14 protein-coding genes are annotated in these 14,021 nt (G+C 65.9%); 7 read left to right on the plus strand and 7 right to left on the minus strand.

Features of this window, described 5'->3' with window-relative positions; genetic code table 11:
• The first annotated feature begins 109 nt into the window (after positions 1-109).
• Positions 110-415: a type II toxin-antitoxin system VapB family antitoxin gene (locus HQ354_RS01605; RefSeq protein WP_068378754.1), complete on the plus strand. Its 306-nt coding sequence runs from the start codon at positions 110-112 to the stop codon at positions 413-415.
• A 4-nt stretch (positions 416-419) separates the two neighbouring features.
• Here HQ354_RS01605 and hemW read toward each other — a convergent pair whose 3' ends face one another.
• Positions 420-1,628: a radical SAM family heme chaperone HemW gene (gene hemW, locus HQ354_RS01610; RefSeq protein WP_222634039.1), complete on the minus strand. Its 1,209-nt coding sequence runs from the start codon at positions 1,626-1,628 to the stop codon at positions 420-422.
• 377 nt (positions 1,629-2,005) lie between these two features.
• Here hemW and HQ354_RS01615 point away from each other — a divergent pair, with 377 nt between their 5' ends.
• The 5 genes from HQ354_RS01615 to HQ354_RS01635 are packed head-to-tail and all read left to right on the plus strand — an operon-like array spanning position 2,006 to position 7,478.
• Positions 2,006-3,739: a nitrite/sulfite reductase gene (locus tag HQ354_RS01615; RefSeq protein WP_222634040.1), complete on the plus strand. Its 1,734-nt coding sequence runs from the start codon at positions 2,006-2,008 to the stop codon at positions 3,737-3,739.
• Between the two features lie 8 nt (positions 3,740-3,747).
• Complete coding sequence (locus HQ354_RS01620) at positions 3,748-4,446, plus strand: phosphoadenylyl-sulfate reductase (protein WP_374107335.1); 699 nt, start codon at positions 3,748-3,750, stop codon at positions 4,444-4,446.
• Positions 4,443-5,378 (plus strand): sulfate adenylyltransferase subunit CysD, encoded by a 936-nt coding sequence (cysD, locus tag HQ354_RS01625; RefSeq protein WP_222634042.1) that lies wholly within the window; start codon positions 4,443-4,445, stop codon positions 5,376-5,378. Before HQ354_RS01620 ends, cysD begins: the two co-directional genes overlap by 4 nt.
• Positions 5,378-6,682, plus strand: a complete 1,305-nt coding sequence (locus HQ354_RS01630) for a sulfate adenylyltransferase subunit 1 (protein ID WP_114332100.1) — start codon at positions 5,378-5,380, stop codon at positions 6,680-6,682. Before cysD ends, HQ354_RS01630 begins: the two co-directional genes overlap by 1 nt.
• A gap of 1 nt (position 6,683) precedes the next feature.
• Positions 6,684-7,478 carry a sirohydrochlorin chelatase gene (locus HQ354_RS01635; protein WP_222634043.1) on the plus strand — a complete coding sequence of 265 codons (795 nt, stop codon included), beginning with the start codon at positions 6,684-6,686 and terminating at the stop codon, positions 7,476-7,478.
• On the opposite strand, the gene HQ354_RS01640 is transcribed toward HQ354_RS01635, so the two are convergent.
• The 6 genes from HQ354_RS01640 to HQ354_RS01660 all read right to left on the minus strand — a co-directional run bounded on the left by HQ354_RS01640 (position 7,475) and on the right by HQ354_RS01660 (position 11,868).
• Positions 7,475-8,500 carry a sulfate/molybdate ABC transporter ATP-binding protein gene (locus HQ354_RS01640; protein ID WP_222634044.1) on the minus strand — a complete coding sequence of 342 codons (1,026 nt, stop codon included), beginning with the start codon at positions 8,498-8,500 and terminating at the stop codon, positions 7,475-7,477. The two genes, HQ354_RS01635 and HQ354_RS01640, sit on opposite strands and share 4 nt — an antisense overlap.
• Positions 8,500-9,300 (minus strand): sulfate ABC transporter permease subunit CysW, encoded by an 801-nt coding sequence (gene cysW / locus HQ354_RS01645; protein ID WP_222634045.1) that lies wholly within the window; start codon positions 9,298-9,300, stop codon positions 8,500-8,502. The genes HQ354_RS01640 and cysW overlap by 1 nt, the downstream gene beginning before the upstream one ends.
• On the minus strand, positions 9,297-10,160 hold the full coding sequence (gene cysT / locus HQ354_RS01650; RefSeq protein ID WP_068423681.1) for a sulfate ABC transporter permease subunit CysT: 864 nt from the start codon (positions 10,158-10,160) through the stop codon (positions 9,297-9,299). Before cysT ends, cysW begins: the two co-directional genes overlap by 4 nt.
• A 5-nt stretch (positions 10,161-10,165) precedes the next feature.
• Complete coding sequence (locus tag HQ354_RS01655; protein WP_167678793.1) at positions 10,166-11,188, minus strand: sulfate ABC transporter substrate-binding protein; 1,023 nt, start codon at positions 11,186-11,188, stop codon at positions 10,166-10,168.
• Between the two features lie 203 nt (positions 11,189-11,391).
• On the minus strand, positions 11,392-11,493 hold the full coding sequence (locus HQ354_RS26000; protein ID WP_367946703.1) for an Ms4533A family Cys-rich leader peptide: 102 nt from the start codon (positions 11,491-11,493) through the stop codon (positions 11,392-11,394).
• Between the two features lie 144 nt (positions 11,494-11,637).
• Positions 11,638-11,868, minus strand: coding sequence for a hypothetical protein (locus tag HQ354_RS01660; protein ID WP_174551379.1), 231 nt, complete (start codon positions 11,866-11,868; stop codon positions 11,638-11,640).
• A 77-nt stretch (positions 11,869-11,945) separates the two neighbouring features.
• Between HQ354_RS01660 and HQ354_RS01665 the strand changes: the two genes are divergently transcribed.
• Positions 11,946-13,988 carry a glycoside hydrolase family 15 protein gene (locus HQ354_RS01665; RefSeq protein ID WP_068423685.1) on the plus strand — a complete coding sequence of 681 codons (2,043 nt, stop codon included), beginning with the start codon at positions 11,946-11,948 and terminating at the stop codon, positions 13,986-13,988.
• The last annotated feature ends 33 nt before the right edge of the window (positions 13,989-14,021 follow it).

Below are 14,021 nucleotides of genomic sequence, written 5' to 3' on the forward strand. Positions count from 1 at the left end.
CTCCATTCCACTGTTCACGTCGGAGTTCGAGTCTAGTGGCCCTACCGCCGTCGGTGACGGCAAGGCCTTACTGTGGTCGGGTGCCCCATTCGACGACGACGGATACCGAATGATCTTCAAAGGCGTTCGCGACGGCAAGCCCTACCCGGAGCACGGGTTGTCGCTGCGTGACTGGTCGAAGATCCCGCCGCGCCAGCTCAGACTCGACGAGATCGTCACGACCACGAAGGTGCTCGAACTCGATCGTCTGCTGTCCGAGGACTCCACGTTCTACGGCGACCTGTTCCCACACGCCGTGCACTACCGAGGCGTCGTGTACCTGGAAGACGGCTTGCACCGGGCCGTGCGCGCCGCGCTACGCAACCGAACCGTCCTGCACGCCCGCGTCTTCGACTACGACCTGTTGGGAGCCTGAGCCCTCACGCAGCGATGCTGCGTACGACGGCGTCGGCGAGCAGTCGGCCGCGATCGGTGAGTACGAATCGCCCGTCGTCGAACGTCATCAACCCATCGGCGACGACCTGGTCCGCCGCGTGACGCTCGTCCACGTCGAGCACGTCGGCCGGAAGGCCCGTCCTGAGCCTGATCTTCAGCATCAGTTCTTCGAGATGCCGATCCTCGCGCGTCAACAATTCGCTGCCTGCCACCGGGAACGCGCCCGACGCCAGCTGATCCGCGTACCGCGCAGGGTGTTTGACGTTCCAGAACCGCGTACCGCCGACGTGGCTGTGCGCACCCGGCCCGGCACCCCACCAGTCTCCGCCGTCCCAGTAGCCGACGTTGTGCTTGCACTCCGCGTCGGCGTCGCTCGCCCAGTTGGACACCTCGTACCAGCTCAGCCCCGCACCGGACAGAACGGAGTCGATCCGTTCGTAGCGGGCGGCGAGGACGTCGTCGTCGGGCATCGGCAGCTCCCCGCGACGCACCTTGCGTGCCATGGCCGTGCCGTCCTCGACGATGAGCGCGTAGGCCGAGACGTGGTCGACGCCTGCCGTCAGCACCGCGTCGAGCGAGCTGTCGAGATCCTCGGGACGCTCCCCCGGCGTGCCGTAGATGAGATCGAGGTTGACGTGGCCGAAGCCGGCCGCCTTCGCTTCCCTCGCGGCGGCCACTGCCCGGCCCGGGGTGTGCGTGCGATCGAGAACCCGAAGGACGTGCGGTGCCGCGGACTGCATTCCGAGCGAGACACGCGTGAACCCTGCCGACAGGAGCGCGTCGAAGAACTCGGGTGACGTCGACTCCGGGTTCGATTCCGTCGTCACCTCGGCCCCCGGGGTCAGACCGAAACTGGCGCGGACGGCATTCAGAACGTCGGTCAAGCCGTCGCCTCCGAGCAGCGACGGCGTCCCGCCTCCGACGAACACGGTGTCGGCCGTCGGCACGACGCCCGCGCGATCGGCGAGCAGCGACGCAGCCGCCTCCAACTCCCGACGCATCGCCTCGCGCCAGGACTGCGGCGAGGCGGAAGTTCCGAGTTCCCCGGCGGTGTAGGTGTTGAAATCGCAGTAGCCGCACCGCGTCGCACAGAACGGAACATGGACGTACACACCGAACGGCCGTTGCCCGACGCCGTCGAATGCCGCGTCGGGCAGCTCGAAGGGCACGGGTGGAGCGGCAACGATGTTCACCCGTCCAGTGTTCCAGACCGAGTGCGGCACACTTTCCGGCGTGAGGGCAACGTCTCTGCCAGCCTATTTACCGTGAAATTCGGGTAAATAGGCGTCCATGGTCGGACCTGGCCGAATGACGTGGCACAATGGTCGCCGTGACTGACACCGGGATCCGACTCGTGGCGCGCCGCCACGTCGACCTCAAGCGTGTCTGCAGCTCGTCGTGTCGATGCTGTCGAGTGTGTTGCTGAGCCCGTTGCCGGCTCCCCCTCGACCCACAGCTCGTTCCCGGTAGTTCCCCGCCACACCCCCGATCCGTCCGGACGCGTGTGCAAGTGGTGAGTCTCAGCCCCTCCCCTTGGCCGCCCGGTAGAGAAAAGATGCAGGAGCAGTAGATGTCGTCGACCACCGACGCCCCGACCGACGCGGGTTCGTCCGCCCCGGCGCGCGTAGCCCCGCGGGAACGCACGCCGCGTCCGGCCAAGCGACGGGCCGAGGGCCAGTGGGCGCTCGGATACCGCGAGCCGCTCAACCCCAACGAGCAGTCCAAGAAGGACGACAACCCGCTGAACGTGCGGGCTCGCATCGAGAACATCTATTCCAAGCAAGGCTTCGACAGCATCGACAAGAGCGATCTGCGCGGCCGCTTCCGCTGGTGGGGTCTCTACACCCAGCGCGAGCAGAGATACGACGGCACGTACACCGGCGACGACAACATCGATCTGCTCGAAGCCAAGTACTTCATGATGCGCATTCGGTGCGACGCAGGCGCGCTGAACGTCGAGCAGGTGCGCACGCTCGCCGGTATCTCCAAGGAGTTCGCTCGCGACACCGCCGACCTCTCCGACCGCGAGAACGTTCAGTACCACTGGATCGAGGTCGAGAACGTCCCCGAGATCTGGCGTCGCATCGAAGCCGTCGGCCTGAAGACCACCGAGGCGTGCGGTGACTGCCCCCGCGTCGTGCTCGGGTCGCCTCTCGCAGGCGAGGCCGTCGACGAGATCCTCGATCCGACGCCTGCCATCGACGAGATCGTCGAGCGCTACATCGGCAAACCCGAGTACTCGAACCTGCCCCGCAAGTTCAAGACGGCGATCTCCGGCCTGCAGGACGTCGTGCACGAGATCAACGACGTCGCGTTCATCGGCGTGAACCACCCCGAGCACGGACCCGGTCTCGACCTGTGGGTCGGCGGCGGACTGTCGACCAACCCGATGCTGGCGCAGCGCGTCGGCGTCTGGGTGCCGCTCGCCGAGGTACCCGACGTCTGGGAAGGCGTCGTCTCGATCTTCCGCGACTACGGCTACCGTCGCCTCCGCACGAAGGCGCGCCTGAAGTTCCTGATCAAGGACTGGGGCATCGAGAAGTTCCGCCAGGTTCTCGAGGACGAGTACCTGCACCGCAAGCTGATCGACGGTCCCGCGCCCGAGAAGCCCGCGCGTCCGCGCGACCACGTCGGCATCCAGAAGCTCAAGAACGGTCTCAATGCCGTCGGCGTCGCACCGATCGCCGGTCGTGTCTCGGGCACCATCCTCGGCAAGGTTGCCGACGCCGCGGAGAAGGCCGGATCGGACCGCATCCGATTCACGCCGTACCAGAAGCTCATCGTGCTCGACGTCCCGGACGACAAGCTCGAAGATCTCATCGCCGATCTCGACGCACTCGGGCTGCCGGCTCGGCCGTCGCACTGGCGCAAGAACCTGATGGCGTGCAGCGGAATCGAGTTCTGCAAGCTGTCGTTCGCCGAGACGCGCAAGCGATCGCAGGTCCTCGTTCCCGATCTCGAGGCTCGGCTCGCCGACGTCAATGCCCAGCTCGACGTCCCGGTGACCATCAACATCAACGGCTGCCCCAACTCGTGCGCGCGCTCGCAGATCGCGGACATCGGCTTCAAGGGACAGCTCGTCGACGACGGCGACGGGAATCAGGTCGAGGGCTTCCAGGTTCACCTCGGTGGCAGCCTCGGCCTGGACAGCGCGTTCGGCCGAAAGCTGCGCCAGCACAAGGTGAACAGCACCGAGCTGGGCGACTACATCGAACGAGTGGTGCGGAACTTCGTCAAGCACCGCGAAGATGGCGAGCGGTTCGCGCAGTGGGCCGTGCGAGCAGACGAGGCGGATTTGCGATGAGCACGAGAATGAATCTGACGGTCAACGAGCTGAAGGCGATCGCCGAGCGCGGCGCCCGTGAACTCGACGGTGCGAGTGCCACCGAATTGATGCAGTGGACCGAGCGCGAGTTCGGCAACGACTACATCGTGGCGTCGAACATGCAGGACGCAGTGTTGGTGCACCTCGCGACTCAGGTGCATCCCGGCGTCGACGTCCTGTTCCTCGACACCGGTTACCACTTCGCGGAGACCATCGGAACCCGTGACGCCGTCGAGGCCGTCTACGGCGTCAACGTTATCAACGCTCGCGCCGAACACAGTGTCGCCGAACAGGATTCGATCGAAGGCAAGGACCTCTTCGCCCGCGAGCCGAACCGCTGCTGCGCGCTGCGCAAGGTCGCGCCGCTGAAGAAGGAACTCGCGAACTACAGCGCGTGGGTCACCGGCATCCGACGCGTCGAGGCTCCCACTCGGGCGAACGCGCCGCTGATCTCCTTCGACGACGCGTTCGGCCTCGTCAAGATCAATCCCATCGCGGCCTGGTCGGACGACGACATGCAGCGGTACATCGACGAACACGGAATTCTCGTCAATCCTCTCGTCGACGAGGGGTATCCATCGATCGGGTGCCAGCCGTGCACCGTCAAGCCCGCCCCCGGCGCCGATCCGCGTAGCGGACGGTGGGCCGGTAAGGCCAAAACGGAATGTGGGTTGCACGCCTCATGACACTCAACTTCGCCACCAAGCGCCCCCAGGTCGACAGCACGCGCTTCGACACCCTCGACGCACTCGAGTCCGAGGCCATCCACATCTTCCGTGAGGTCGCGGGCGAGTTCGAACGGCCGGTCATCCTGTTCTCGGGAGGCAAGGACTCGACCGTCCTGCTGCACCTCGCGATCAAGGCGTTCTGGCCTGCGCCCCTGCCCTTCTCGCTGCTGCACGTCGACACCGGGCACAACCTGCAGGAGGTCCTCGACTTCCGTGACCACGTCGTGTCCAAGTACAACCTGCGCCTGCACGTGGCCAAGGTCGAGGACTACCTCGCCGACGGCCGCCTCACCGAGCGCCCCGACGGCATCCGCAACCCGCTGCAGACAGTGCCGCTGCTCGACGCCATCTCCGAGAACCGCTTCGACGCCGTCTTCGGCGGTGCCCGACGGGACGAGGAACGCGCCCGCGCCAAGGAACGAATCTTCTCGCTGCGCAACGCATTCGGTCAGTGGGACCCCAAGAAGCAGCGGCCGGAACTGTGGAACCTGTACAACGGCAAGCACTCCCCCGGTGAGCAGGTTCGCGTCTTCCCACTCAGCAACTTCACCGAGCTGGACATCTGGCGCTACATCGCGCGCGAGAACGTCGAATTGGCGAGCATCTACTACGCGCACCAGCGTCCGGTGTACCAGCGCGACGGCATGTGGATGACTCCAGGCGTGTGGGGCGGCCCCACCGAGGCCGAGGAGCTGCAGACGCTGTCCGTGCGCTACCGCACCGTCGGTGACGGATCCACCACCGGAGCCGTCCTGTCCGACGCCGCGGACAACGAGGCGATTCTCGCCGAGGTCGCCGCCTCCCGACTCACCGAACGTGGCGCCACCCGCGGCGACGACCGCGTCTCCGAGGCGGCCATGGAAGACCGCAAGCGCGAAGGATATTTCTGATGAGTTCGTCCAATTCACAGCTTCTGCGTCTCGCGACGGCGGGCAGCGTCGACGACGGAAAGTCCACCCTCGTCGGTCGGCTGCTGTACGACACGAAGTCCGTTCTCGCGGACCAGATCGACGCCGTCACACGCGCATCGGTCGACCGCGGCCTCAGCACTCCCGACCTGTCGCTCCTCGTCGACGGTCTGCGCGCCGAGCGCGAGCAGGGCATCACCATCGATGTCGCGTACCGCTACTTCGCCACGCCTGCACGATCTTTCGTTCTCGCGGACACCCCGGGCCACGTGCAGTACACCCGCAACACCGTCTCGGGCGCGTCGACGGCTCAGCTCGTCATCCTGCTCGTCGATGCGCGCAAGGGCGTCATCACGCAGACGCGTCGGCACGCGGCGGTTCTCGCCCTGCTCGGTGTGCCCAAGCTGGTGCTGGCCGTCAACAAGATCGACCTCGTCGAGGATCCGGCGACGGTGTTCGCGGACATCTCCGCCGAGTTCAACTCGCTGACCTCGTCGCTCGGCTGGGCCGCGGAGGACGTCGTCGAGATCCCGGTGTCGGCTCTGCACGGAGACAACGTCGCCGTCCGATCCACCAACACGCCCTACTACGACGGTCCGACGCTCATCGAGCACCTCGAGTCGGTTCCGGTCGACGCCGAGCCGCACCGCGTCGGACTTCGCTTCCCCGTGCAGTACGTGATCCGTCCTCGCACAGCCGAATTCCCGGACTACCGCGGCTACGCGGGCCAGGTCGCCGCAGGTACCGTCGCCCCCGGTGACGAGGTCGTCGTCCTGCCGTCCGGTACCCGGACCACGGTCGAGCGCATCGACACCGCCGACGGCGAACTCGATTCCGCAAGCGCCGGACGCAGCGTCACGCTGATCCTCGCCGACGACGTCGACGTGTCCCGCGGAGACTCCATCGTCTCGCCGCAGGACGCTCCCGAGCCCATCGGCGAGTTCGACGCCACCGTGTGCTGGCTGGCCGAGAAGCCCCTTCGCCCGGGTGCACGCCTGCTGCTCAAGCACGGAACCCGGACGACGCAGGCCATCGTCGGCGCACTGGTCGAGAAGTTCGACGAGCAGAACCTGACGGCCGACCCGTCTCCGGAAACGCTGGAGCTCAACGACATCGGGCGCATCTCAGTGCGCGTCGCCGAGCCCATCGTGGCCGACGACTACGCCGTCAACCGGCACACCGGCAGCTTCCTGCTGATCGATCCTGCCGGAGGCAACACCCTCGCCGCCGGTCTCGTCGGCGACGCGCTGTCGGCAGTCGAACTGGGAGAACCGGTTCCGTCCTGACATGGGTGTGTTGATCGCCGTCGCCCACGGTAGCCGCGACCCTCGTTCGTCGCGGACCGTGGGCGCAGTGGTCGACCGCGTTCGCGTGCGTCGGCCCGACCTCGACGTCAGGGTCGCATATCTGGATCTGACCGAACCCAGCGTCGAAGAGGTCATCGACGAGGTCGCCGCCGACGGGCACGAATCCGCTGCTTTCGTTCCGTTGTTGCTCGGCAACGCTTTTCATGCCCGGGTCGATCTGCCCGGGATTCTGGATGCCGCGCGACGGCGGCACCCGTCCCTCTCGCTGGTGCAAGCCGAGGTCCTCGGCGACGACAATTGCCTCGTCGATGCGCTGCGTGCCCGCATTCTCGGCGCCGGCGTGGACGTGGACGACCCAACGATCGGCGTCGCGGTCGCGGCAGTCGGATCGTCCAGGGAGGCGGCGAACCGGCGTACCCGCGCACTGGCAGCGCGTGTGTCCGCCGGAACGGGATGGGCGGGCGCGGTGACGTGCTTCGCGACGAACCGCAATCCTGGTCCCACCGAAGCGATCTCGCATCTGACGGCAGCCGGGGCGCGTCGCATCGTCATCGTCCCGTGGTTCATCGCCCCCGGGCTGCTCACCGACCGAGTGCGCGACGAGGTCGACGCACTCGACATCGACATCACCCACGCCGACGTTCTCGGTGACCACCCCTTCGTCGCCGATGTCGTGTCGGCACGGTACGACGCGGCGGTGGGCGGCTCCACCACCCGTGCGCGCGAATGCGTAGCGGGCTGTACATTCCCGCGCACGGGGGGCGCAGGCCCCTAGCCGGTCGGGACGATCTGCGGGATGCGCGTCGCCCGCACGTACACCGTCTCACCGGGTTCGAGCTGCAGAGCTTCGCTGTCGCCTCGCGTGATCTGCGCGGAGAACGCTTCACCCGTCGCAGCGTTCTTCAGCTCCACCTTGACCTCGAATCCCAGGTGGACGACGCGTTCGACGATCGCCCGCGTCACACCGGCCGACTCCGCGGTGCCGTTCTTCTGCGCGAGTGCGAGTGCCGGATCCCGTCCGACGCGAATGTCGTGCGGTCGCACCAACATTCCGTTGAGTTTGGCGACCTGTCCGAGGAACGACATGACGAAGTCGTTCTCGGGGCGATCGTAGAGATCCTCGGGTGACCCGACCTGTTCGATCCGTCCCTTGTTCATGACGGCGATGCGGTCGGCGACGTCGAGCGCCTCCTCTTGGTCGTGCGTGACCAGGACCGTCGTCACGTGCACCTCGTCGTGCAGGCGGCGAAGCCACGTCCGAAGGTCTTCGCGCACCTTCGCGTCGAGTGCACCGAACGGCTCGTCGAGCAGCAGAACCTGAGGGTCGACGGCGAGTGCTCGCGCCAACGCCATGCGCTGACGCTGACCGCCGGACAGCTGCGCGGGGAAACGCGTCTGGAAGCCCGCGAGCCCGACGATCTCGAGCAATTCGTCGACGCGGCGTTTGATCTCGTCCTTCGGACGCTTGCGAATCTTCAATCCGAACGCGACGTTGTCACGCACGCTCAAGTGCTTGAAAGCTGCGTAATGCTGGAACACGAAGCCGATCTCGCGTTTCTGCGGGCTGACCCACGTCACGTCCTCGCCCGCCAGAATGACCTGGCCGGAGTCGAGCTGTTCGAGACCGGCGATCGAACGCAGCAGCGTGGACTTGCCCGAACCGCTCGGACCGAGGAGCGCCGTCAACGACCCCTTGGGGATGTCGATGCTCACGTTGTCGAGAGCCGCGAAGTCGCCGTAGTTCTTCTTGGCACCCACCACGGAGATCTCGATGTCGGAACTCTTCTGTGCGGTCATTACTTCGTCCTCTTTTTGTCGAGGGCAGTCATCAGCAGCAACACGATGACGGCGATTGCCATGAGCAGAGTCGACGCGGCGTAGGCGCCTGCTTGGTTGAAGTCCTCGTACCGTGAGTTCACCAGGAGCGTCAGCGTCTGCGAAATGCCGGGGAGGTTCGTCGACACCATGATCACCGCACCGAACTCACCCAGTGAACGGGCAACGGTGAGGACGATGCCGTAGGTCAGACCCCAGCGGATCGCAGGCAATGTGATGCGCCAGAACGTCTGCCACGACGACGCTCCCAGAGTCGATGCCGCCTCCTCCTGCTCCTCGCCGATCTCGTAGAGCACCGGCTCGACTTCGCGGACGACGAACGGAAGCGTCACGAAGATCGTCGCGATGACCATGCCGGGCAACGCGAAGATGATCTTGAAACCGAGGGACTCGACACCACCGAACCATCCGTTGGCACCCCACAGCAGGATGAGGGCGACACCGGTGACGATGGGCGACACGGCGAACGGCAGATCGACGACGGCCTCGAGGATGCCCTTGCCGCGGAAGCGCCCGCGGACGAGAGCCAACGCGGTGATGACACCGAACACGACGTTGACCGGCACCACGATCGCGACGATCAGCAACGACAACTGCAGCGCCGACTGCGCTGCAGGCGTCGTGATCAGGCCCCAGAACTGCATGAAGCCGTCCTCGAACGTGCGGAACAGAATTGCCGCGAGAGGAAACAGCACCAACGCCGCGAGGTACAGCAGCGCGACCGTGCGCAGTGACAGTTTGACGGGAAGTCCGACCTTCATCGGATCTGCTCCTCACGCCGGGCGAGCCGGTTACCGACGATGCGCAGTACGAACAGCACCACGAATGCCAGCGCGAGCAGGACGACGGAGATGGCGGCGGCATCGACGGGCTGGTCGTATTCGATCAGCTCACGGATGTACTGCGACGCGATCTGCGTGTCTCCGGGAATGTTGCCGCCGATCAGCACGACGGAACCGAACTCGCCGATGGCACGGGCGAACGCGAGGCCGGCACCGCTGAGAATCGACGGCAGCAACACGGGGAGAACGATCGAGCGGAAGATCGTCCAGTTGTTCGCGCCCAGGGACGCGGCGGCCTCTTCCACTTCCTTGTCCAGTTCGATCAGGACCGGCTGGACGGCGCGCACCACGAACGGAAGCGTCACGAACAGCAGCGCGACGACGACTGCCGGCTTCGTCGCGTTGAACACCAGACCGATCGGACTCGCGGGACCGTACAGCGACAGCAGCACGAGGCTCGCGACGATCGTCGGCAGAGCGAACGGCAGATCGATCAGCGCGTTGACGATGCGCTTGCCCGGAAAGTCGTCGCGGACGAGCACCCAGGCGATCAGCGTTCCGAACACGAGGTTGATGACCGCGGCGGCCACCGACACCTCCAGGGTGACCTTGAACGTGGCGATGGCGCGCGGCTCGGTGATCGCATCCCAGAAGCCCGAGATGCCGTCGTCGAACGATTTCACGGTCAGAGCCGCCAGCGGCAGCAGAACGATGATGCTCAGCCAGAGCACCGCGACCCCGAGACCGAAGGGCCCGACCGAACCCGACCCGCGGAACTTCCGCCCCTTTCGGGGGGAAGGCCGCGTGCCGGGGGCCGAATCGATGTGCGTCGAGGACATGGTGATTACTGCGTGTTCTCTTTGTAGATAGTGGTGATGGCTCCGTTGTCACCGAAGAGCTCGGCGTCGACGGCTTCCCAACCACCGAGATCGTCGATCGTGCGCAGCGTCGCGGGCGTGAAGAACTTGTCCGTGAACTCGGCGGCGATCTCCGGGTTCGTCGGCCGGAACCCTTCCTCGGCCCAGATGCGCTGTCCCTCGTCGGTGTAGACGAAATCGTTCAACGCGTTCGCCCTGTCGAGTTGCGCGCTCGTGTTGACGACGGCGACGGGGTTGTCGATGCGGAAGGTGTCGGCGACGTCGACATGCTCGACCGGCTGTCCCTGCTCCTCGATGAGCAACGCCTCGTTCTCGTAGCTGATCAGGACGTCACCCTGTCCCTGCAGGAACGCCTCGGTCGCCGCGCGTCCCGACTCGGGCTGCACGGGGAAGTGGCCGGAGACCAGCTGCTGCACGTAGTCGAGGCCGGCCTGCTTGTCCTGGCCACCGTTGCTCTTGGCCGCGTAAGGAGCCAACAGGTTCCACTTGGCCGAGCCGGAGCTGAGCGGGCTGGGGCTGATGACCTGGACGTCCGGCTTCAGCAGATCGTCCCACGTCTGAATGTTCTTCGGATTACCCTCGCGCACAACGAGAGTCACCACCGAACCGAATGGAACACCGCCGTATGCGTTCTGGTTCCAGTCCTCGTCGACCTTGCCTGCCTTGACCAGACGGGTCACATCCGGCTCGACGGAGAAGTTGACGATGTCGGCGGGCGCGCCGTCGGCCACCTTGCGCGACTGGTTGCCCGACGCGCCGTAGTCGGCATTGATCGACGTACCGTCGCCGTCCTCGGTGGCCGCGAACGCGGGAGCAATGGCGTCCCACCCGTTCTTCGGCACCGCGTAGCCGACCAGCGTCAGAGCAGGACCGCTCGACGTGTCGGTCGAGCCGCCGACCGTGTCACTCGATCCACCCCCGCACGCAGCGAGAACGAGGGTTCCGACGGCTGCGAACGTGGTGAGCAGGTAACGAGAGCTGTGCCTCATCGAGTAGGGCCTTTCATCGAGTGTTGCCTCGGATGGATCCACGGAAGGTCGTACGGAAGTCGTGCCGGAGGACGGTCCGTGGACTGCGCCGTCGACAACCCCCGAGAGGGCGACGAACGAGCCGAACCGTCCGCGAGACGTGCACCGACGCAGGCGCACCCTCTACATGGATGCGCGATCTACCGCCGGAGAACAGTTCGCGTCTAGGACGTGATTCGACAACAGTCGATATCTGCGACATCGAGCTTGCCGACCGCAATCAACGCCAACTCATGGCGGACCCGGTACTCGGCAGCGGCAGACACGGTCAGAAATCTAGCAGAGGACTTCGACGGACCGAAAATCCGACTCCGCGCCCCTCATCGCGTCGGTCTACCGGGTCAGCAGCCACGCCAGTACGACGAGTACCAGCAGCGCGATCAGCGCGAGAGTGACTCTCGACTTCGGCATCAGTGACCTTCCCTCGACGGTGAATCGTCCGTTGCGACAGCGACGTCGCGGTCGGACCGGGCATCGCGTCCGAGCGCACGCAGAACCTCGGCCAGCACGCGGTCGAACAACCGCGCCACCCCGAACGCGATCGGCACGAGAACCAGAAGCACGACGATCGACTGGGGAACGAACGGGAGTCCGGTGACCCACAGCTCGATTCCGTCCCACCATGTGGCTAACGCGTGCACCTGTGTCACTGTAGTAGCCGCCACGCCGACGACCCGCATCGGTGGACGACGCGCACTCCTGCGTCGATGATTGGCGTATGACGGCATACGAGGACAAGTCGATCAACGTACCCGTACGCGACGACATGATTCCGCTACCGGGCGCACCCGACATGGACGGACACGACGGCCAGGGCGCCCTGGCCAGCACGGAAGCCCCGATCTCGACTCCGATCTCCTACCGCAGCGCGTTTCCCCCCATCGACGACTACGCGTTTCTCTCCGACTGCGAGACCACATGCCTGATCGCGCGCAACGGGTCGGTCGAGTGGATGTGTGTGCCGCGTCCCGACTCCCCCAGCGTCTTCGGCGCCGTCCTCGACCGAAGCGCAGGCCACTTCCGCGTCGGCCCCTACGGACAGTCGGTTCCCGCCGCGCGTCGCTACCTGCCCGGCGGACTGATCGTCGAGACGACGTGGCAGACCGAAACCGGGTGGATCATCGTGCGCGACGCATTGGTGATGGGGCCCTGGCACAACACCGATCAGCGTTCCCGCACGCACAAGCGCGCCCCGAGCGACTGGGACGCCGAACACATACTGCTTCGCACGGTCAAATGCGTCAGCGGGACCGTCGAACTCGAGATGAGCTGTGAGCCCGCGTTCGACTACCACCGAGCGCCCGCCCGCTGGGAGTACACCGGCAAGGTCTACGAAGAAGCGACTGCGACGTGCGAGGCCAGTTCGATCGGTGATCAGCCGACGCTCAAGCTCACCACCAACCTGCGCATCGGCATCGAAGGTCGCGAGGCTCGCGCCCGCACGCGAATGACCGAAGGCGACAACGTGTTCGTCGCACTCTCGTGGTCCGACCTCCCGGCACCCAAGACGTTCGACGAGGCCGCCGAGAAGATGTGGCGCACGTCCGAATGCTGGCGTCAGTGGATCACCATCGGACGCTTCCCCGATCACCCGTGGCGCGGATACCTTCAGCGCAGCGCACTGGCTCTCAAGGGCCTGACGTACGCGCCGACGGGCGCCCTGCTGGCCGCGTCGACCACGTCTCTACCGGAGACCCCACGGGGCGAACGAAATTGGGACTATCGCTACGCCTGGGTGCGCGACTCGACGTTCGCGTTGTGGGGCCTGTACACACTCGGACTCGACCGTGAGGCCAACGACTTCTTCTCGTTCATGTCGGACGTCTCGGTCTCCGACGACGGCAGCGCCAATCCCCTGCAGGTCATGTACGGAATCGGTGGTGAGAAGACGCTGGAGGAAAGCGAACTGAACCACCTCTCCGGCTACGACGGCGCGAAGCCCGTCCGCATCGGCAACGGCGCGTACAACCAGGAGCAGCACGACATCTGGGGCACCATGCTCGATTCGGTGTACCTGCACGTGCGTTCACGGGAGCACGTTCCGGAGTCGCTGTGGCCGCTGCTCAAGCGTCAGGTCGAAGAGGCCATCGCCAATTGGAGAAAGCCCGACCGCGGCATCTGGGAGGTGCGCGGCGAGCCGCAGCACTTCACGTCGTCGAAAGTGATGTGCTGGGTCGCGCTCGACCGCGGCGCCAAGCTGGCGTCGATCCACGGCGAGGACGAGTACGCGGACGAGTGGAACAAGATCGCCGACGAGATCCGCGAGGACGTGCTCGCGAACGGCGTCGACGAGCGTGGCGTACTCACCCAGCGGTACGGCCACGACTCGCTCGACGCGTCGTTGTTGCTCGTGCCGCTGCTGCGGTTCCTGCCCGCCGACGACGAACGCGTCCGCGCAACGGTTCTCGCGATCGCCGACGAGCTGACCGTCGACGGACTCGTTCTCCGATACAAGGTCGACACCACGGACGACGGCCTGGAGGGCGAGGAAGGCACCTTCACCATCTGTTCCTTCTGGCTGGTGTCGGCGCTCGTCGAGATCGGTGAACTGCAGCGGGCCAAGCACCTGTGCGAGCGTCTGCTCGGATACGCGAGTCCGCTCAAGCTGTACGCGGAGGAGATCGACGCGCGCACCGGTCGGCACCTCGGCAACTTCCCGCAGGCGTTCACGCACCTCGCGCTGATCAACGCCGTCGTGCACGTCATCCGTGCGGAGGAAGCACAGGCGGCCGGGCACTTCCAGCCGGCGCACACCAGCTGACCCTTTCGTGCGTGCGAATGTGCAGCGGGCTGC

The sequence above is a fragment of the Rhodococcus sp. BP-261 genome, from assembly GCF_019835205.1.
Classification (GTDB): domain Bacteria; phylum Actinomycetota; class Actinomycetes; order Mycobacteriales; family Mycobacteriaceae; genus Rhodococcoides; species Rhodococcoides kyotonensis_B.

Coding starts and splice junctions, on each gene's coding strand:
- HQ354_RS01605 (WP_068378754.1), top strand. CDS start 110: ATGATCTTCAAAGGCGTTCGCGACGGCAAGCCCTACCCGGAGCACGGG.
- HQ354_RS01615 (WP_222634040.1), top strand. CDS start 2,006: ATGTCGTCGACCACCGACGCCCCGACCGACGCGGGTTCGTCCGCCCCG.
- HQ354_RS01620 (WP_374107335.1), top strand. CDS start 3,748: ATGAATCTGACGGTCAACGAGCTGAAGGCGATCGCCGAGCGCGGCGCC.
- cysD (WP_222634042.1), top strand. CDS start 4,443: ATGACACTCAACTTCGCCACCAAGCGCCCCCAGGTCGACAGCACGCGC.
- HQ354_RS01630 (WP_114332100.1), top strand. CDS start 5,378: ATGAGTTCGTCCAATTCACAGCTTCTGCGTCTCGCGACGGCGGGCAGC.
- HQ354_RS01635 (WP_222634043.1), top strand. CDS start 6,684: ATGGGTGTGTTGATCGCCGTCGCCCACGGTAGCCGCGACCCTCGTTCG.
- HQ354_RS01640 (WP_222634044.1), bottom strand. CDS start 8,500: ATGACCGCACAGAAGAGTTCCGACATCGAGATCTCCGTGGTGGGTGCC.
- cysW (WP_222634045.1), bottom strand. CDS start 9,300: ATGAAGGTCGGACTTCCCGTCAAACTGTCACTGCGCACGGTCGCGCTG.
- cysT (WP_068423681.1), bottom strand. CDS start 10,160: ATGTCCTCGACGCACATCGATTCGGCCCCCGGCACGCGGCCTTCCCCC.
- HQ354_RS01655 (WP_167678793.1), bottom strand. CDS start 11,188: ATGAGGCACAGCTCTCGTTACCTGCTCACCACGTTCGCAGCCGTCGGA.
- HQ354_RS01665 (WP_068423685.1), top strand. CDS start 11,946: ATGACGGCATACGAGGACAAGTCGATCAACGTACCCGTACGCGACGAC.